The 18,230-nt window shown below is 54.0% G+C and carries 16 protein-coding genes and 1 other annotated feature; of the genes, 6 read left to right on the plus strand and 10 right to left on the minus strand.

The window, feature by feature from the left end; all coding sequences use genetic code 11:
- Positions 1-117 precede the first annotated feature (117 nt).
- The 7 genes from yedF to V5P19_RS04385 form a co-directional block, all read right to left on the minus strand.
- Positions 118-351 (minus strand): sulfurtransferase-like selenium metabolism protein YedF, encoded by a 234-nt coding sequence (gene yedF / locus V5P19_RS04355; protein ID WP_003856774.1) that lies wholly within the window; start codon positions 349-351, stop codon positions 118-120.
- Positions 348-1,559: a selenium metabolism membrane protein YedE/FdhT gene (gene yedE, locus V5P19_RS04360; protein WP_334400460.1), complete on the minus strand. Its 1,212-nt coding sequence runs from the start codon at positions 1,557-1,559 to the stop codon at positions 348-350. The genes yedF and yedE overlap by 4 nt, the downstream gene beginning before the upstream one ends.
- Positions 1,560-1,740: 181 nt before the next feature.
- The gene (gene trpA, locus V5P19_RS04365; protein ID WP_334400462.1) at positions 1,741-2,544 is read right to left on the minus strand and encodes a tryptophan synthase subunit alpha; all 804 of its coding nucleotides are present in this window, start codon (positions 2,542-2,544) and stop codon (positions 1,741-1,743) included.
- Positions 2,544-3,737 carry a tryptophan synthase subunit beta gene (trpB, locus tag V5P19_RS04370; RefSeq protein ID WP_334400464.1) on the minus strand — a complete coding sequence of 398 codons (1,194 nt, stop codon included), beginning with the start codon at positions 3,735-3,737 and terminating at the stop codon, positions 2,544-2,546. The genes trpA and trpB overlap by 1 nt, the downstream gene beginning before the upstream one ends.
- Positions 3,738-3,747: 10 nt before the next feature.
- Positions 3,748-5,106, minus strand: coding sequence for a bifunctional indole-3-glycerol-phosphate synthase TrpC/phosphoribosylanthranilate isomerase TrpF (gene trpCF / locus V5P19_RS04375; RefSeq protein WP_334400466.1), 1,359 nt, complete (start codon positions 5,104-5,106; stop codon positions 3,748-3,750).
- Between the two features lie 3 nt (positions 5,107-5,109).
- Positions 5,110-6,705: a bifunctional anthranilate synthase glutamate amidotransferase component TrpG/anthranilate phosphoribosyltransferase TrpD gene (gene trpD, locus V5P19_RS04380; protein WP_334400468.1), complete on the minus strand. Its 1,596-nt coding sequence runs from the start codon at positions 6,703-6,705 to the stop codon at positions 5,110-5,112.
- Positions 6,705-8,267, minus strand: coding sequence for an anthranilate synthase component 1 (locus V5P19_RS04385; RefSeq protein ID WP_334400470.1), 1,563 nt, complete (start codon positions 8,265-8,267; stop codon positions 6,705-6,707). Before V5P19_RS04385 ends, trpD begins: the two co-directional genes overlap by 1 nt.
- A 24-nt stretch (positions 8,268-8,291) precedes the next feature.
- Positions 8,292-8,386 (minus strand) — a sequence feature (Trp leader region).
- A 160-nt stretch (positions 8,387-8,546) separates the two neighbouring features.
- On the opposite strand from V5P19_RS04385, the gene rnm reads away from it, so the two are divergent.
- From rnm to rluB, 3 genes are all read left to right on the plus strand, one after another.
- Entirely contained in the window at positions 8,547-9,428 is an 882-nt protein-coding gene (gene rnm, locus V5P19_RS04390; protein ID WP_334400472.1) for an RNase AM, read from the plus strand.
- Entirely contained in the window at positions 9,425-10,045 is a 621-nt protein-coding gene (locus tag V5P19_RS04395; RefSeq protein WP_003856793.1) for an L-threonylcarbamoyladenylate synthase, read from the plus strand. Before rnm ends, V5P19_RS04395 begins: the two co-directional genes overlap by 4 nt.
- A 96-nt stretch (positions 10,046-10,141) precedes the next feature.
- The gene (rluB, locus tag V5P19_RS04400) at positions 10,142-11,017 is read left to right on the plus strand and encodes a 23S rRNA pseudouridine(2605) synthase RluB (protein WP_334400474.1); all 876 of its coding nucleotides are present in this window, start codon (positions 10,142-10,144) and stop codon (positions 11,015-11,017) included.
- 36 nt (positions 11,018-11,053) lie between these two features.
- Here the strand turns inward: rluB and cobO are convergent, their stop codons facing one another.
- Both cobO and V5P19_RS04410 read right to left on the minus strand, forming a co-directional pair.
- Positions 11,054-11,644, minus strand: a complete 591-nt coding sequence (cobO, locus tag V5P19_RS04405) for a cob(I)yrinic acid a,c-diamide adenosyltransferase (protein ID WP_334400476.1) — start codon at positions 11,642-11,644, stop codon at positions 11,054-11,056.
- Positions 11,641-12,402, minus strand: a complete 762-nt coding sequence (locus V5P19_RS04410; protein WP_334400478.1) for a YciK family oxidoreductase — start codon at positions 12,400-12,402, stop codon at positions 11,641-11,643. The genes cobO and V5P19_RS04410 overlap by 4 nt, the downstream gene beginning before the upstream one ends.
- Before the next feature lie 252 nt (positions 12,403-12,654).
- On the opposite strand from V5P19_RS04410, the gene sohB reads away from it, so the two are divergent.
- Positions 12,655-13,701 (plus strand): protease SohB, encoded by a 1,047-nt coding sequence (gene sohB / locus V5P19_RS04415; RefSeq protein WP_334400480.1) that lies wholly within the window; start codon positions 12,655-12,657, stop codon positions 13,699-13,701.
- Positions 13,702-13,736: 35 nt separating this feature from the next.
- Here sohB and V5P19_RS04420 read toward each other — a convergent pair whose 3' ends face one another.
- Positions 13,737-13,988 carry a YciN family protein gene (locus V5P19_RS04420; RefSeq protein ID WP_334400482.1) on the minus strand — a complete coding sequence of 84 codons (252 nt, stop codon included), beginning with the start codon at positions 13,986-13,988 and terminating at the stop codon, positions 13,737-13,739.
- Positions 13,989-14,387: 399 nt separating this feature from the next.
- Here V5P19_RS04420 and topA point away from each other — a divergent pair, with 399 nt between their 5' ends.
- Together topA and cysB are read left to right on the plus strand one after the other, a co-directional pair.
- Entirely contained in the window at positions 14,388-16,985 is a 2,598-nt protein-coding gene (gene topA, locus V5P19_RS04425; protein ID WP_334400484.1) for a type I DNA topoisomerase, read from the plus strand.
- 186 nt (positions 16,986-17,171) lie between these two features.
- Positions 17,172-18,146: an HTH-type transcriptional regulator CysB gene (gene cysB, locus V5P19_RS04430; protein ID WP_010431770.1), complete on the plus strand. Its 975-nt coding sequence runs from the start codon at positions 17,172-17,174 to the stop codon at positions 18,144-18,146.
- Positions 18,147-18,230 lie beyond the last annotated feature (84 nt).

Below are 18,230 nucleotides of genomic sequence, written 5' to 3' on the forward strand. Positions count from 1 at the left end.
CGTCTGCGGCACACGCCTCACCGCGCGTTCCTGTCTCCCGAAACTTAAACGGCGACGGTGGCCCAAGCCTGTAAGCTGATGAAAGGCCTCCGTTGAGGCCTTTTTTACATGTGGTTTTTATTTTTGAATTAAATAGCGGATCGTAGGCCCGTCCTGCTGAATATCCAGCACCGTATAACCGTGGTTTTTAGCATCCAGCGGAATGTTATTGATAGACTGCGGGCAATCGCTCACGACTTCCAGAATTTCACCTTTTTTCAACTGAGGTAAGGCTTCAAGCGTGGCAACCGCCGGGTAAGGGCAGGGTTCACCGACCATATCCAGGCGATAATCAGGCACTATCTCTTTCATGCGGCATTCTCCTGTGATTCAGTTTTGACCGTGGTACGGCGAAAGAATCGTTTCTCCTGTGCGAGGACCAGTAAGAAAGCGATTAACAACAGGGCGTATGTCACGAGCAGTCCACCTAGCGGACCAAAGGTATTGAGCAGGTTGACCTTATCCCAGCTTGTGGCTAGAACGGGTGACACATCATCCCAGTAATACGCCAGTATCGTTGAGCCAATCACGTTCCCAAGTCCGACCCACCAGTAGTGCACCTGGCCTTCAACGGCGCGATACATCCATCCGGTTTCACACCCGCCCGCCAGCACAATCCCAAAACCAAACAGCAGCCCGCCAATCACCGCGTTCGGGCCTGCCCACATGATTTTCGGTTCGACACCAAGCTGCACGTAGCTGAAGATGCCGATGGCGCTGACGGCCATACCGGCGATAATGGCTTTCGCCATCATGGTCCGCCCGGTGATCCACATATCGCGAAACGCAGAGGTAAAGCAAATCTGTGCGCGTTCAATTAACAGGCCAAAGCCCACACCGAACAACATGGCTAGCCCCAGTTTTGGCTGATTCAGTGCGGTACAAAGTGCCCATGCAACCATCGCAAAAAAGACCAGCATACCCAGACGAAAACGACGACGCGCCTGTGAAGGTTGTTGCGTTAGCGGTGAGGCAGCGCTGACCTTAACCATCTTTACGGGAATGCGAAACAGCGGGAGCAGGGTAAATTTTGCGCCAAAGTAGGACCCAATCGCGGTAGCGACGGCAAAGAACCAGGCATGCAATGAAAACTGCGGGATGCCGGTAAAGAAGGCGGCAAGGTTACAGCCCATCGCCAGGCGCGCGCCAAACCCGGCAATAATACCGCCGGCCAACGCCTGCAAAATGCGAATACGGCTTTTGGGCATTCTCAGCTTCACATTATTTGCCCACAGCGCGGCAGCAAAACAGCCGCCGAACATTCCGATGATCATCATCCCGTCGATGCGCGTTAGCGGCGTACCTTCCAGATGAATGAGCTTAAAGTAACCCCACTCTTCAGCATGCACACCCGCAAACTGCAATAGCTGACCACCCCAGCGGGTAAACTCGCCGGTAACGGCCCAGAAGGTGCCGGTAATGCCGAAATAGTAGGTAGACAGGATCCCCGCAGCGATGACCGCAGGAACAGGTGACCAGAACTTAATCAGGTAAGTCTGTTTAAAATGGTGCCATGACATGTGTAAGCCTCTGAACTCAGAAGGTATAAAACGACAAAGAACCGAATCATACCCTGACGTCAGAGATTGAAAAGTCATTCACGCCAAGAATATCGACGGGATCAATTTTGATGTAACCCTTTTGAGGGCAGAGGAGGGAGAACCGCCTGGCTGAGAAGCCAGACGGCGCTTAAGGTCAGGCTTAACGCGTTGCGGCTTTCATTGAACTGACGAAGTCTTTTAGTTCAGCAAGCATCTGTTCAGGCTTATCGACGTTCTTCTCGATAATTTTAACAATAGCGGAACCGGAAATGGCGCCAGCCGCTTTCGCGTCAATCGCTGCAGCGACCTGATCCGGCGACGAGATCCCGAAGCCCTGAAGTGGCGGTGCGGCGTGATACTCCGCCAGTTTTTCCACCAGATGATGCAGGGGCAGCGCCGCTTTGTTTTCAGCACCGGTCACGCCTGCGCGGGAGAGCAGGTAGGTATATCCGCGACCATAGCTAGCAATCTGGCGCAGCAGTTCATCATCGGCATTCGGCGGGCAGATAAAAATCGGCGCAACGTTGTGACGCATAGCGGCCTGGCGAAAAGGTGCTGATTCCTCAACCGGCACGTCGGCCACTAGCACGGAGTCGACACCTACGCGAGCGCACTCGGCGTAAAACTCATCAATACCGCGGTTAAAGACCAGGTTGGCGTACATCAGCAGGCCGATAGGAATCGTTGGGTACTTCTGACGAATTGCCGCCAGCATCTCGAAACACTGGGTAGGAGTAACCCCCGCAGCAAATGCGCGCAGGGTGGCATTCTGAATCGTTGGGCCATCCGCCAGCGGGTCAGAGAACGGAATACCCAACTCCAGCGCATCGGCACCGGCTTCAATGAGGGTATCGATAATTTTCAGCGACAGCTCAGGACCAGGATCGCCCAGCGTGACGAAGGGGACAAACGCGCCTTCCTGGCGGGCGCTGAGTTGTGCAAATGCGTTATCGTAGCGTTCCATCAGATTTCCCCTCGTGCTTTCAGAATATCGTGAACGGTGAAGATATCTTTGTCACCGCGGCCGGAAAGGTTAACGACCAGCAGCTGTTCTTTTTCCGGGTTTTCTTTGACCATTTTTAACGCGTGCGCCAGGGCATGCGAGGACTCCAGTGCCGGTATGATCCCTTCATGGCGGCACAGCGTTTTGAATGCTTCCAGCGCTTCATCATCGGTGATGGAGACATAATCCGCACGACCGATGCTGTTCAGATGAGCGTGCTGTGGTCCCACGGAAGGGAAATCCAGACCGGCAGAGATAGAATACGACTCTTCAATCTGGCCTTCATCGGTCTGCATCATGGGAGATTTCATACCAAAGTAGATGCCCACGCGGCCGTGTTTCAACGGTGCACCGTGTTCACCCGACTCAATGCCGTGACCGGCTGGCTCGACGCCAATCAGGCCCACGCTGGTATCGTCGATGAAATCAGCGAACATGCCGATAGCGTTAGAACCGCCGCCAACGCAGGCGATCACTGCATCCGGAAGACGACCTTCTTTTTCGAGGATCTGCGCTTTGGTCTCTTCACCAATCATGCGCTGGAATTCACGCACAATGGTGGGGAACGGGTGCGGACCTGCTGCGGTCCCGAGCATGTAGTGCGCGGTCTCGTAACTACCAGACCAGTCGCGCAGCGCTTCGTTACAGGCATCTTTCAGCGTCGCGGAGCCGCTGTGTACCGGGATCACTTCTGCACCCATCAGACGCATACGGAATACGTTCGGGGACTGGCGCTCAACGTCTTTAGCCCCCATATAAATACGGCATTTCAGACCGAGCAGGGCGCTGGCCAGCGCTGACGCTACACCGTGCTGTCCGGCACCGGTCTCGGCGATGATTTCGGTTTTGCCCATCCGTTTTGCGAGCAGTGCCTGACCTAACACCTGGTTGGTCTTATGCGCACCACCGTGCAGCAGGTCTTCACGCTTGAGATACAGCGTGGTTTTGGTGCCTTCGGTCAGGTTACGGCATTTGGTCAGCGCCGTTGGACGACCGGCGTAGTTTTTCAGCAGGTCGGTAAATTCAGCCTGAAATGCTGGATCTTTCTGTGCGCTGACAAAGGCTTCTTCCAGCTGGCGCAGAGCGGGCATCAGGATTTGTGGGACGTACATCCCACCGAACTCACCAAAATAAGGGTTTAGTAATGTGGTCATCTTCTCTTCCTTAATATGCACGCAGAGTTTTAAATACCGAGGCCAGCTTGCTGGCATCTTTGATTCCCGGCTGTGACTCTACGCCTGAATTGAAATCGAGGCCTGCGCAGCCGGTTTTGGCGGCTTCTACGCAGTTATCAGGGCTTAATCCGCCTGCCAGCAGGACGTTGTCCAGCGCTTCACCGTTAAGCAGTGACCAGTCGAAACGCTCACCCGTACCGCCCTGGCCGTTGTCGAGCACGTATTTATCAACATGATTCAGATTACGTGCTGGCAGCGCATGGCCCACGCTTTGTGCTTTCCAGATTTTTACCTGCGGCGTAAGAACAGCGCGCAGGGCATCGATATAGGCCTGATCTTCATCACCGTGCAGTTGCACTGCGCTCAGGGATAACGCGTCAGCTTTTGCCGCCACGTCTGCAATATCGGCATTACGGAACACGCCCACATAGCTGAGTGGGGCTGCCGCTATCACCTTACGCGCCAGCTCGTCGGTTACGGCACGCGGTGAGCTGCCTACAAAGATCAGACCGCCGTAAATCGCCCCGGCTTCATACGCGGCCTGAGCATCCTGTTCACGGGTTAACCCGCACACTTTGTTTTCACCCAGCAGTACGCGACGAACTGCGGCGTTGAGATCGTCATGTTCCATCATCGCTGAGCCAATCAGGAACCCGTTGGCAAAGTGGCTCAGCTCGCGCACCTGAGCGTAGCTGTTGATTCCGGATTCGCTGATCACCGTCACGCCATGACCCAGGCGCGGCGCCAGTTGGCGAGTACGGTTCAAATCAATAGACAGATCGCGCAGGTCGCGGTTGTTAATGCCCACCACTTTCGCCTGCAGCGCGATGGCGCGCTCAAGCTCTTCTTCGTTGCTCACTTCGGTCAGTACACCCATATTCAGGCTATGTGCGACGGCGGAAAGCTGACGGTACTGTTCGTCATCGAGCACGGAGAGCATCAACAGGCAGGCATCGGCCTGATAAAAACGTGCCAGCCAGATCTGATACGGGTCGATAATAAAGTCTTTACACAAAATCGGCTGCGGGGCGATGTCGCTGACGATGGGCAGAAAATCAAAACTGCCCTGAAAATATTTCTCATCCGTCAGCACGGAGATCGCAGACGCATGATGTTTGTAGATACCGGCAATACGCACCGGGTCGAAATCGTCACGGATCACGCCTTTAGATGGGGACGCCTTCTTGCACTCAAGAATAAACGCGGTACGTGCGCCCTGCAGGGCATCATAGAAACGGCGTGTACTCGGCACCACATCATTCTGAAAACTGGCGAGCGGTTGCTGTTGCTTGCGTGCTTCAACCCAAATGGCCTTATCGGCAACGATTTTCGCTAATACGGTCTGCATTCTTTACCCTCTTGCTGCAAGTGCGGTCACGCGATCGTAAGCTGCACCAGAGCGCAGTACGTTCAGAACTTTTTGTGCGTTGGCCTTCAGGTCTTCCTCGCCGTGCAAACGCATCAGCATGGCGACGTTGGCAGCAACGGCGGCCTCGTGGGCGACCTCTCCCTTACCTTGTAATAAGCGCGTAAGAATGTCACGGTTTTCTTCTGGCGTGCCGCCCGCCAGTGCTTCCTGGTGATATGGCGTTAAGCCAAAGTCGGACGCTTCAAGCTGGTAACTCAGTATTTCACCGTCTCGCAGTTCGGCTACGAGCGTAGGTGCATGGAGTGATACCTCATCCATTCCCCCGCTGTGTACCACCGCAGCGCGTTGATAGCCCAGCACCCGCAGGGTTTCCGCGATCGGTAACACCAGCTCAGGGCTGTAGACGCCGATCAGCGCCAGCGGCGGATGTGCCGGGTTAATCAGTGGCCCGAGGACGTTAAACAGCGTGCGCGTTTTAAGCTGCTGGCGAACCGGCATCGCGTGGCGAAAACCGGTGTGATATTTCGGTGCAAACAGGAAGCAGACGCCCAGGTCATCCAGCGCTTCACGGGAGCGGTCAGCGTTCATATCCAGATTGATGCCGAATGCTGCCAGTAAATCAGACGATCCGGACCGGCTGGACACGCTGCGGTTGCCATGCTTAGCGACCTTCATGCCACACGCTGCCGCGACAAACGCGCTGGCAGTCGAAATATTGATGCTGTTGCTGCCATCACCACCGGTGCCCACAATATCCGCAAACTGATAGTCCGGACGCGGGAACGGTGCGGCATTTTCCAGAAGAGCGGTCGCGGCACCGGCTATTTCCTGCGGGCTTTCACCACGCACTTTCATGCTTACCAGCGCGGCGGCCAGCTGTTCAGGCTTCAGCTCGCCGCGAACAACCGCGGAGAAAAGCTGGTGGCTCTCCTGCTGGCTCAGCGTCTGCGCCTGGTACAGTTTTTCAAGAATCGGTTGCAGGGTGTTGGTCTGCTCCAGTTTCTGTAACGCCCAGTCGAGGGTCTGCTCCAGAAGGCGCGCGCCGTTAGACGTCAGAATTGATTCCGGGTGGAACTGCAAACCGCAAACGCGATCGACATCGTGACGCACTGCCATCACCATGCCTTCATAAGAGGCATTAATGGTCAAACCGGCCGGGATGTTGCTGCCGACCAGCGAGTGGTAACGCGCAACCGGCAGAGGGTTTGGCAGGCCAGCAAACATCGCCTGGCCATCATGTTCAATGCTTGACGCTTTACCGTGCAGGATCTCTCCAGCCTGGCCCACGTAGCCGCCGTAGGCTTCAACGATCGCCTGATGGCCAAGGCAAATACCCACGATGGGCAGCTTGCCGCGCATGCGAGTCAGCAGCTCGGGCATACAGCCCGCTTCGCTTGGCGCACCGGGGCCAGGGGATAGCATCAGAACCGGGTTTTGCATGGTTGCCAGACGGTCAATCAGCGTCTGTGCCGGAACATGGTTACGGTAGATAACGACGTTGTGGCCATTTGCACGCAGCTGATCTGCCAGGTTGTATGTAAAAGAGTCGATATTATCGAGCAGCAGAATGTCAGCCATCAGAAAATCTCCTGTGCATGGTGTGCAGTCGCAATGGCGCGCAATACCGCGCGGGCCTTACTGCGCGTTTCGTCAGCCTCAGACTGCGGAACAGAATCTAGAACGATTCCCGCGCCAGCCTGGACGGTAGCAATGCCATCTTCCACATAGGCAGAGCGGATAACGATGCAGGTATCAAGATCGCCGTGGGCTGTGAAATATCCCACCGCACCGCCGTAGCTTCCGCGACGACGGCCTTCGGCCGCCGCAATTAATTGCATCGCACGGACTTTTGGCGCGCCGCTCAGGGTGCCCATATTCATGCAGGCGCGATAGGCGTGAAGAACGTCAAGGTCATTTCGCAGTTCACCCACAACGCGTGACACCAGGTGCATCACAAAGGAGTAGCGGTCAACTTTGGTAAGATCGGCCACATAGCGGCTTCCTGGGGTGCAAATACGCGCCAGATCGTTACGTGCCAGATCGACCAGCATCAGGTGCTCTGACAGCTCTTTATGATCGGTACGCATTTCCAGTTCGATACGGCTGTCGAGATCGCGGTCAAGCGAACCATCTGCCCGGCGACCGCGCGGACGCGTTCCGGCAATCGGGTAGATCTCAATCTGGCGGCTGGTGGCGTCGTATTTCAGGGAGCTTTCTGGCGAGGCGCCAAACAGCGTGAACTCATTGTCCTGCATAAAGAACATGTACGGGCTTGGGTTGCTCTTTTTCAGCACATCATAGGCCGCCAGCGGCGACGGGCAGGGCAGCATGAACCGACGGGACGGCACCACCTGGAAAATTTCACCGGCGCGGATCGCTTTTTGCATCTGACGCACGACGGCCCCGTACTGATCGTCAGTCTGATTAACGTCGCAGGTCATCTGTTCAACGCGCTGCACCGGCAGTGCCGGAGGCTCTTCGGTCATCTGCTGCTGTAGCTGAGCAATGCGGTGCTCAAGGCGTTTTTTCTCTGCTGAAGACGGCGTGAACAGACTTGCCTGGATGCGGGTGTATCTTTTCTGATGATCGATGACCATCAGGGTTTCCGCCAGGTAGAAGCAGTAATCCGGGCAGCGGTTGCCCTGTTCTGTTTCCGGTAATGCTTCGAAACCTGCGACCAGGTCGTAAGCAAACAGCCCGCCGAAGAACATGGCTTCACGTTCATCTTCCGGCACGAAGACCAGGGTTTGCAGCAGGCGGAAAGCATCGAAGACGGACAGCGAACAGAGGCGCGCGTCTTCGTCAAGCAGCTGGCTGACCGGCGGGAAATGCAGAATACGCATGTCCGGATGATGTTCGTTTTCAACACCCGCAGGCAGCACCGCGTCCAGGAGCGGCAGCAGAGAGGCACCGTTATCCGACAGCGCCTTAATTGTGACGGTGTCACCGAATGCGGTAATGCGCAGCGCGCTATCGACCAGAAGGAGGCTCTTCAGATCGTCCTTGCTGTCGATATCCGCAGATTCCAGCAGCAGCGTGGCAGGACGGGCACCGCAAACCTGATGAAACAGCGCGGTTGGGTTGTGGCGATAGGCCGCCTCGCAGGTCAGCAATTCGAGGTGTGGTTTGGCTGTTTGCATTGTGTTGTTCTCATTTATTCTGTTCAAAAAAAACCCGCTTGAGAGCGGGCTGGGTATCTGTTTGCATTTCGCAGACGTGTGACACTGCCCGATAGTCAGGAAGTACGCCACCAACCGTGCTGAGTGAAATGTGCTGTCATTTTCAGATACCTTTCTCGTGTGAACTTGCGTACTAGTTAACTAGTTCAATGGCGTCTTGTCAACCCTTGATTTCAGAATTTCGCGGCAAGCCGTTATCATAGGGTTTTAGGATGTCTCCAACCTGTGACGGGAAGTGCTTTGAGCGATACCACGTACGCCATAATTTACGATTTACATAGCCACACTCAGGCTTCTGATGGTCTGCTAACGCCTGAAGCGTTGGTACATCGTGCCGTTGAAATGCGTGTTGGCACGCTGGCGATAACCGATCACGATACGACAGATGCCATTCCGGCCGCGCGTGCCGAGATTGCCCGTAGTGGGCTGGCGCTTGATTTGATCTCAGGCGTCGAGATTTCGACTCTCTGGGAAAACCATGAAATTCACATTGTCGGCCTGAACATTGAGATAGAACATCCGGCAATGCGCGCATTTTTGCAAGAACAAAAAACGCGGCGCAACGAGCGTGCACAGATGATTGGCGAGCGGCTCGAGAAGGCCCATATTCCCGGCGCTCTGGAAGGCGCGCAGAAGATGGCGAACGGCGGGGCGGTGACGCGGGGCCATTTTGCCCGATTCCTTGTTGAGGCGGGCAAAGCGACCACGATGGCTGATGTCTTTAAAAAGTATCTGGCCCGTGGGAAAACCGGATACGTTCCGCCGCAGTGGTGTACAATAAAACAAGCTATTGATGTCATTCATCATTCTGGCGGTAAGGCAGTGCTGGCCCATCCGGGGCGGTATAATCTTTCTGCTAAATGGCTGAAAAGGCTGCTGGCTCACTTTGCCGAATGCGGTGGTGAGGCGATGGAAGTCGCTCAGTGTCAGCAGGCGCCCAATGAGCGAGCGCAGCTCGCAACTTATGCTCGTCAGTTCGGTCTGCTTGGATCGCAGGGATCTGATTTTCATCAGCCCTGCGCGTGGATAGAGCTGGGGCGTAAGCTCTGGCTACCGGCAGGGGTTGAACCCGTCTGGCAGCTCTGGGAACAGCCGCAGCATATTGAAGAGAGGGAAGTATGAGTCAGTTTTTCTATATTCATCCGGATAACCCGCAGCCGCGTTTGATTAATCAGGCCGTGGAGATCGTCCGCAAAGGTGGCGTTATCGTCTATCCGACCGATTCTGGCTACGCGCTGGGCTGTAAAATTGAAGATAAAGGGGCGATGGAGCGCATCTGCCGTATTCGTCAGCTGCCGGACGGGCACAACTTTACCCTGATGTGCCGCGATCTTTCCGAGTTGTCTACCTATGCTTATGTCGACAACGTAGCGTTTCGCCTGATTAAAAATAATACGCCGGGAAACTACACCTTTATTCTGAAAGGAACGAAAGAAGTTCCGCGCCGACTGTTACAGGAAAAACGCAAAACGATTGGGATGCGCGTCCCGTCAAATCCAATAGCCCAGGCGCTACTGGAAACGCTCGGCGAGCCGATGCTATCGACGTCACTGATGCTGCCGGGCAGTGAGTTTACGGAGTCCGACCCCGAAGAGATCAAAGATCGTCTGGAGAAGGTGGTCGAGCTCATTATTCACGGCGGTTACCTGGGGCAGCAGCCGACAACCGTTGTCGATTTAACCGAAGATGCCCCTGAAGTGATTCGTGAAGGTGTGGGCGATGTTAAACCTTTCTTGTAAGGGTGTAAGCAGATATACTACGCGGCCATCAAAGCAGGGCGAGGCCCTGTTTTGAACTGATTCGACGCCTGTGAAGGCGACACCTGAGGAAGCTCAATGAGCGAGAAGTTACAGAAAGTGCTGGCGCGCGCCGGCCACGGTTCGCGCCGTGAAATCGAAGCCATTATTGAAGCAGGTCGCGTGAGTGTAGACGGTAAAGTCTCCACCCTGGGCGACCGCGTAGAAATCGTACCGGGACTCAAGATCCGTATCGACGGTCATCTTATCTCGGTCAAAGAATCTGCCGAACAGATCTGCCGTGTGCTGGCTTACTATAAGCCAGAAGGTGAGCTGTGTACCCGCAATGACCCAGAAGGTCGCCCGACGGTATTTGACCGTCTGCCTAAGCTGCGCGGCGCTCGCTGGATTGCCGTTGGTCGTCTGGACGTGAACACCTGCGGTCTGCTGCTGTTTACCACCGATGGTGAACTGGCAAATCGTCTGATGCACCCAAGTCGTGAAGTTGAACGTGAATACGCCGTTCGCGTGTTTGGCCAGGTTGATGAGAATAAACTGCGCGATCTGTCGCGTGGCGTTCAGCTGGAAGACGGCCCAGCTGCATTCAAAACCATTAAATTTACCGGCGGTGAAGGTATTAACCAGTGGTACAACGTGACCCTGACCGAAGGCCGTAACCGCGAGGTTCGTCGTCTTTGGGAAGCGGTTGGCGTACAGGTGAGCCGTCTAATTCGCGTTCGCTATGGTGATATTCTGCTGCCAAAAGGACTGCCGCGTGGCGGCTATACCGAACTGGATCTCACTCAGACCAACTACCTGCGCGAGCTGGTTGGTCTGACTCCAGAAACCACGTCAAAAGTGGCGGTGGAAAAAGATCGTCGCCGCATGAAGGCGAACCAAATTCGTCGTGCCGTGAAGCGTCACAGCCAGGTGAGCAGCAATCGCCGCTCTGGCAGCCGTAACAACAACGGTTAAAACGTAAAGCCCGGTTCAACTGACCGGGCTTTTTTCTTAATAATCAATGCCGATTTGCGCTTTGATTCCCGCATCGAATGCATGCTTAACCGGACGCAACTCGCTGACGGTATCCGCTAACTCCAGAATATCCCGATGACAGCCACGCCCGGTGACGATCACCGTTTGGTGCGCCGGACGGTTTTTTATTGCCTCAAGTACGGCCACCAGCGGCAGGTAGTCGTAAGCTACCATGTAGGTGATTTCGTCCAGCAGTACCATATTCAGCGCAGGATCGGCCAGCATACGTTTAGCGTGATCCCAAACGGCGAGGCAGGCGGCAGTGTCGGTTTCCCTGTTCTGCGTATCCCACGTAAAACCTGTTGCCATCACCTGGAATTCAACACCGTGAGGTTCAAGTAGATTACGCTCACCGTTTGGCCATTCCCCTTTGATAAACTGAATGACGCCCACTTTTTGTCCGTGTCCGACGGCTCGCGTGGCCGTACCAAATGCGGCGGTCGTTTTGCCTTTGCCGTTGCCGGTAAACACAATAACGATCCCTCGCTCGTCCTGGGCTGCTGCCACACGGGCATCCACCTGTTCTTTAAGACGCTGCTGGCGTTGCTGATGACGTTCTTCACTCATTGCGAAATCCCCGGTTTACGACCTGGCTGTGCATCAAAGGTCATACCTGTTTTACGACGGCTGTCGTCCCCCATTAGCCAGAGGTATAGCGGCATGATATCGGCGGGTGTTTTCAGCTTATCGGGGTCTTCCGTTGGGAAGGCGCTGGCGCGCATTTTAGTGCGCGTTCCGCCCGGGTTAATGCAATTTACGCGCAGATGACGGCTCTGGTACTCCTCCGCCAGCACCTGCATCATGCCTTCAGTGGCAAATTTTGAGACGGCATACGCCCCCCAGTTTGCGCGCCCCTCGCGGCCCACGCTAGAGGAGGTAAAGACCAGGGATCCGGACTCAGAATTCAGTAATAAAGGAAGCAATGCCTGGGTCAGGAAAAACGTTCCATTAATGTTCACCTGCATGACCTGCTGCCAGATTTCAGGATCTTGCTCATCCATCGGACGAACTTCTCCCAACAGCCCTGCATTGTGCAGCACGCCGTCCAGGCGCGGGTAATGGGCGCTGATGCGCTGGGCCAGCTCCTGACACGTTGTCGGAGTGCAGGTCAGTAAATCGAGTGTGTACCAGGGCGCAGGAAGCCCCCCTGTAGCCTCAATCTCCTGTGCGACTCCTTTAAGTTTTTCTTCGTTACGGCCAATCAGGATAACGCTCGCGCCATATTCAGCGTACGTTAGGGCAGCCTCTCGGCCAATTCCGTCGCTGGCACCGGTGACAAGAATGATACGGTTCTGTAGCAGGTTTTTTTTCGGTTGATAATGCACGGTGACTCCTCTGGCGCAATGCGGGCTCGTTACGCCTTTTTTTATGACTTTTCGGGTTTATGCCCGAAATAGCATGAGAATTCAATCAGTCTACAGGACGCAACGCTGCATAATTAACAATTTGCAAATATTTAAACCAGAATCAGGGGATTCCTGAAGACGACTCGCAGAGGTAATGTCACGAGCGAGACGCATGCCGAGGGCTGTTGTACACTGGCGTGGAAGAATCATGGTTAAATCAAGGTGGAACGCGTGGAATTACTTTCTCAATATGGGTTATTTTTGGCCAAAATCGCGACGGTGGTGATTGCCATCGCGGTGATTGCCGTTCTGATTGTTAACCTGACGCAGCGCAAGCGTCAGCGTGGGGAGTTACGCATCACCCGCCTGAGCGAGCAGTATAAAGAGATGCAGGAAGACATGTCTTTGGCACTGCTTGATAGCCATCAACAGAAGTTATGGGTGAAAGCCCAGAAGAAAAAGCACAAACAGGAAGCGAAAGCGGCAAAAGCTAAAGCGAAACTGAATGTTCCGCAGGACGAGACAAAACCGCGCGTCTATGTACTCGATTTTAAAGGTAGCATGGATGCGCATGAGGTTTCTTCCCTGCGCGAAGAGGTGACCGCGGTACTTGCCGTGGCTAAACCCCATGACCAGGTGGTTGTACGTCTTGAAAGCCCCGGTGGCGTGGTTCACGGCTACGGACTGGCTGCCTCGCAGCTGCAGCGGCTGCGTGAAAAACAGATTCCGCTGACCGTTGCGGTGGATAAAGTCGCCGCGAGCGGTGGCTATATGATGGCCTGTGTGGCCGACAAGATTGTTGCTGCACCGTTCTCAATCATTGGTTCAATTGGCGTGGTCGCGCAAATTCCTAACTTCAACCGTTTCCTGAAAAACAAAGAGATCGATATTGAACTGCATACCGCAGGGCAGTACAAACGTACCCTGACGCTGCTGGGCGAAAATACTGAAGAAGGGCGTCAGAAATTCCGCGAAGACCTGAACGAAACGCACCTCCTCTTTAAGGACTTTGTGCACCGTATGCGCCCAACGCTCGACATCGAGCAGGTCGCAACAGGTGAGCATTGGTACGGTACGCAGGCGCAGGAGAAAGGGCTGGTGGACGAGGTGGGGACCAGTGACGATCTGCTGTTGAACCTGATGGAAGGCCGTGAACTGATTGGTGTGCGTTTTACCCAGCGTAAACGTCTGCTTGACCGTTTTACCCACAGCGCCGCAGAGAGTGCGGATCGATTAATGCTGCGCTGGCTCCAGCGCAGTCAGAAACCGCTGCTGTAAAACAAAAACGCGAGGCATTTGCCTCGCGTTTTGCATTAATCGACCAGGTGATATTTCTCAGAAAGCGTGTGCGCCAGGTATTTAAACATATTAAATACGGCGGTGCTCTTAGGGGTAGGCAAACCCTGTTCGTCGAGATAATACTCGCCGCTGAAAACCAGTACCCCGTTACGTTGTTCCACGCCGGTGGCTTCAATGCCCGCCAGGGTGTCTTCATGGTTGCGAATCAGTTTGTTTGCTTCGATAAGCAGAGAGGTTCGGTCAATCGGTTGGGTCGTAGTCTGCATAATCCACTCCTTAAACAGTGACAATAGTCTACGCCGAGGGCGCTTTGGGGGCAAATTTTCCCTGTAATGTACGGGGATAAGTGGAAGGGGCGTGGCTGGCGGGATTTGCTTTTGCATGCTAATAAAGTTGCGTAACGAATTTTATCAGGTACAGTGTGCGCTTTCGTCATTCTGGCAACAGAATTGCTTGACATTCAACCAGAAATTCGTCACGAATTATATTGAGTGAGAGAAAAATACCCGATAACTCAATGACCTGGATGTTGACTTCCAAACCTCCGGTGAGACCAAGGGGTTGATATCCCCTGACGCAGTCGCAATATCCATGGCTCGTCGTCAGCGGAAGGGAAATCAACGTGCGGCGTATTCCTGGAAGAATTAAATTAGGTAAAGGTGAACATGGGTAAAGCTCTCGTCATTGTTGAGTCCCCGGCAAAAGCCAAAACGATCAATAAGTATCTGGGTAACGACTACGTGGTTAAGTCCAGCGTTGGTCATATCCGCGATTTGCCGACCAGTGGCTCAGCCAGCAAAAAGAGCGCAGACTCTACCTCCACCAAAGGGGCTAAAAAGCCTAAAAAGGATGAACGTAGCGCGCTTGTCAACCGCATGGGTGTTAACCCGTGGCATAACTGGGATGCACAATACGAAGTGCTGCCCGGGAAAGAAAAAGTCGTTAACGAGCTGAAGCAGCTTGCTGAAAAAGCAGACCACATCTATCTCGCAACCGACCTTGACCGCGAAGGGGAAGCCATTGCATGGCACCTGCGGGAAGTGATCGGGGGTGATGACAAACGCTACAGCCGTGTAGTGTTTAACGAAATTACAAAGAATGCGATTCGTCAGGCTTTTGAAAAGCCGGGTGAACTGAATATTGACCGTGTAAATGCCCAGCAGGCACGCCGCTTCATGGACCGTGTTGTGGGTTATATGGTTTCTCCACTGCTTTGGAAGAAGGTTGCTCGCGGCCTGTCTGCCGGTCGTGTGCAATCCGTTGCAGTACGCCTCGTTGTTGAGCGTGAGCGCGAGATTAAAGCCTTCGTTCCGGAAGAATTCTGGGAAGTGGATGCAAATGTCACCACGCCGGGCGGCGATGCTCTGCCGCTGCAGGTGAGTCATCACAACGACAAGCCTTTCCGTCCAGAAAACCGCGAACAGACAATGGCTGCGGTAGCGCTGCTGGAAAAAGCGCGCTATCAGGTTCTTGAGCGTGAAGACAAACCAACCAGCAGCAAGCCTGGCGCGCCGTTTATTACCTCTACGCTTCAACAGGCAGCGAGCACGCGTCTTGGCTATGGCGTGAAGAAAACCATGATGATGGCGCAACGCTTGTATGAAGCGGGCTACATTACCTATATGCGTACCGACTCTACCAATCTGAGCCAGGATGCAGTCAACATGGTGCGCGACTATATCGGCGATAATTTCGGTAAGAAATACCTGCCTGAAAGCGCAAATCAATACGCCAGCAAAGAGAATTCTCAGGAAGCTCACGAAGCCATTCGTCCTTCTGACGTCTCTGTCGTCGCTGAATCGTTGAAAGATATGGAAGCCGACGCGCAGAAGCTGTATCAGCTGATCTGGCGTCAGTTCGTGGCGTGTCAGATGACGCCAGCGAAATACGACTCCACGACGCTGACCGTTGGGGCGGGTGATTTCCGTCTCAAGGCCCGTGGCCGTATTTTGCGCTTCGACGGTTGGACCAAAGTCATGCCTGCGCTACGCAAAGGTGATGAAGACAGAACGCTGCCTGCGGTAAACAAAGGCGATGAGCTGTCCCTGGTTGACCTGGTTCCAGCACAGCACTTCACCAAGCCGCCTGCACGCTTTAGCGAGGCATCGCTGGTTAAAGAGCTGGAAAAACGCGGTATCGGCCGTCCGTCTACCTATGCGTCAATCATATCTACCATTCAGGATCGTGGTTACGTTCGCGTTGAAAACCGTCGTTTCTATGCTGAAAAAATGGGTGAGATTGTTACTGACCGTCTGGAAGCTAACTTCCGCGAGCTGATGAACTACGATTTCACCGCGCAGATGGAAAACAGCCTCGATCAGGTTGCCAGCCATCAGGCTGAATGGAAAAAGGTACTTGATAGCTTCTTTAGCGACTTTACTGACCAGCTTGAAAAAGCGGAGAAAGATCCTGAAGAGGGCGGCATGCTCCCTAACCAAATGGTTCTGACCAGTATCGACTGCCCAACCTGTGGCCGTAAGATGGGGATCCGCACTGCGACCACAGGCGTATTCCTGGGCTGCTCTGGTTATGCATTGACGCCGAAAGAGCGCTGCAAAACCACCATCAACCTGGTTCCTGAGAACGAAGTTCTCAACGTGCTGGAAGGTGATGATGCAGAAACCAACGCCCTGCGTGCGAAACGTCGCTGTCAGAAATGCGGTACCGCGATGGACAGCTACCTGATCGATCCTAAACGTAAGTTGCACGTCTGCGGTAACAACCCGACCTGTGATGGCTACGAGATCGAAGAAGGTGAGTTCCGCATCAAAGGCTATGACGGCCCAATCGTTGAGTGTGAGAAGTGTGGTTCCGAAATGCACCTAAAAATGGGGCGCTTTGGTAAGTACATGGCTTGTACCAACGACGAATGTAAGAACACGCGTAAAATTTTGCGTAACGGCGAAGTCGCGCCACCAAAAGAAGATCCTGTTCCGCTGCCCGAGTTGCCGTGCGAGAAATCAGACGCCTATTTTGTGCTGCGTGACGGTGCTGCCGGAGTCTTCCTCGCGGCCAACACTTTCCCGAAATCACGTGAAACCCGTGCGCCGCTGGTTGAAGAACTGTATCGCTTCCGCGATCGTCTGCCTGAGAAGCTGCGTTATCTGGCCGATGCGCCGCAGCAGGATCCGGAAGGCAACAAAACCGTTGTACGCTTTAGCCGTAAAACGAAGCAGCAATACGTTGCCGCGGAAAAAGAGGGTAAAGCGACGGGATGGTCAGCGTTCTTTGTTGACGGAAAATGGGTTGAAGGCAAGAAATAATCTTCCCTCACCGTAACTTACCTGTGAAAGGGCCGGACTTCCGGCCCTTTTTTTACGTCGTTATTATTTTTTGTTCCGTACTATACAGTCAGGCTATAAATGATATAGTGGTTATAGTTAACCCTTTTCTTATTATTAAATCGTCTTAAGCGACTCACCCCCGTGCGCTAAATCGGATGGTCTGGCATGAAATTACAGCAGCTTCGTTATATCGTTGAGGTGGTAAATCACAACCTTAACGTCTCATCTACCGCTGAGGGGCTTTACACCTCCCAGCCCGGCATCAGCAAGCAGGTTCGCATGCTGGAGGACGAGTTAGGCATTCAGATTTTCGCCCGTAGCGGGAAGCATCTGACGCAGGTCACTCCCGCCGGACAGGAAATCATTCGCATCGCGCGGGAAGTCCTTTCGAAAGTGGATGCCATTAAATCGGTGGCGGGGGAACATACCTGGCCGGATAAAGGCTCCTTGTATATTGCTACCACGCATACACAGGCGCGCTACGCGCTACCTGGGGTTATCAAGGGCTTTATTGAACGCTATCCGCGCGTTTCTTTGCATATGCATCAAGGCTCACCGACGCAAATTGCTGAGGCGGTGTCTAAAGGCAATGCGGACTTTGCCATCGCCACTGAAGCGCTGCATCTTTATGATGATTTGGTGATGCTGCCGTGCTACCACTGGAATCGTTCCATCGTTGTCACGCCTGACCATCCGCTTGCGGGCAAAGGCTCGGTTACCATTGAAGAATTGGCGCAATACCCCCTGGTGACATACACCTTTGGCTTTACCGGTCGCTCTGAGCTTGATACGGCATTTAACCGTGCAGGACTTACGCCGCGTATCGTCTTTACCGCAACGGATGCTGACGTTATAAAAACGTATGTACGGCTCGGGCTGGGGGTAGGCGTTATTGCCAGTATGGCGGTTGATCCGGTGTCTGACCCGGATCTGGTGCGTCTTGACGCGCATGACGTGTTCAGTCATAGCACCACCAAGATTGGTTTCCGTCGAAGCACCTTCCTGCGCAGCTACATGTATGATTTTATTCAGCGCTTCGCGCCGCATTTAACCCGTGATGTCGTCGATACCGCGGTCGCATTACGCTCCAATGAAGATATTGAAGAGATGTTCAAAGACATCAAACTCCCTGCCAAATAATCACTCCCGGTATCTTTCCCTTAGGGAAAGATACCGAAATAACCCCTCAAACCTAAATTAGAATTATCATCATCTGCATATAAT

Origin of the sequence: Enterobacter sp. UNJFSC 003, from assembly GCF_036903355.1 — a bacterium.
Lineage (GTDB): Bacteria > Pseudomonadota > Gammaproteobacteria > Enterobacterales > Enterobacteriaceae > Enterobacter.

Bases quoted from the DNA above. Each gene is read 5' to 3' on its own strand.
- yedF (WP_003856774.1), bottom strand. From the start codon at position 351: ATGAAAGAGATAGTGCCTGATTATCGCCTGGATATGGTCGGTGAACCC.
- yedE (WP_334400460.1), bottom strand. From the start codon at position 1,559: ATGTCATGGCACCATTTTAAACAGACTTACCTGATTAAGTTCTGGTCA.
- trpA (WP_334400462.1), bottom strand. From the start codon at position 2,544: ATGGAACGCTACGATAACGCATTTGCACAACTCAGCGCCCGCCAGGAA.
- trpB (WP_334400464.1), bottom strand. From the start codon at position 3,737: ATGACCACATTACTAAACCCTTATTTTGGTGAGTTCGGTGGGATGTAC.
- trpCF (WP_334400466.1), bottom strand. From the start codon at position 5,106: ATGCAGACCGTATTAGCGAAAATCGTTGCCGATAAGGCCATTTGGGTT.
- trpD (WP_334400468.1), bottom strand. From the start codon at position 6,705: ATGGCTGACATTCTGCTGCTCGATAATATCGACTCTTTTACATACAAC.
- V5P19_RS04385 (WP_334400470.1), bottom strand. From the start codon at position 8,267: ATGCAAACAGCCAAACCACACCTCGAATTGCTGACCTGCGAGGCGGCC.
- V5P19_RS04395 (WP_003856793.1), top strand. From the start codon at position 9,425: ATGAGTCAGTTTTTCTATATTCATCCGGATAACCCGCAGCCGCGTTTG.
- rluB (WP_334400474.1), top strand. From the start codon at position 10,142: ATGAGCGAGAAGTTACAGAAAGTGCTGGCGCGCGCCGGCCACGGTTCG.
- cobO (WP_334400476.1), bottom strand. From the start codon at position 11,644: ATGAGTGAAGAACGTCATCAGCAACGCCAGCAGCGTCTTAAAGAACAG.
- V5P19_RS04420 (WP_334400482.1), bottom strand. From the start codon at position 13,988: ATGCAGACTACGACCCAACCGATTGACCGAACCTCTCTGCTTATCGAA.
- topA (WP_334400484.1), top strand. From the start codon at position 14,388: ATGGGTAAAGCTCTCGTCATTGTTGAGTCCCCGGCAAAAGCCAAAACG.
- cysB (WP_010431770.1), top strand. From the start codon at position 17,172: ATGAAATTACAGCAGCTTCGTTATATCGTTGAGGTGGTAAATCACAAC.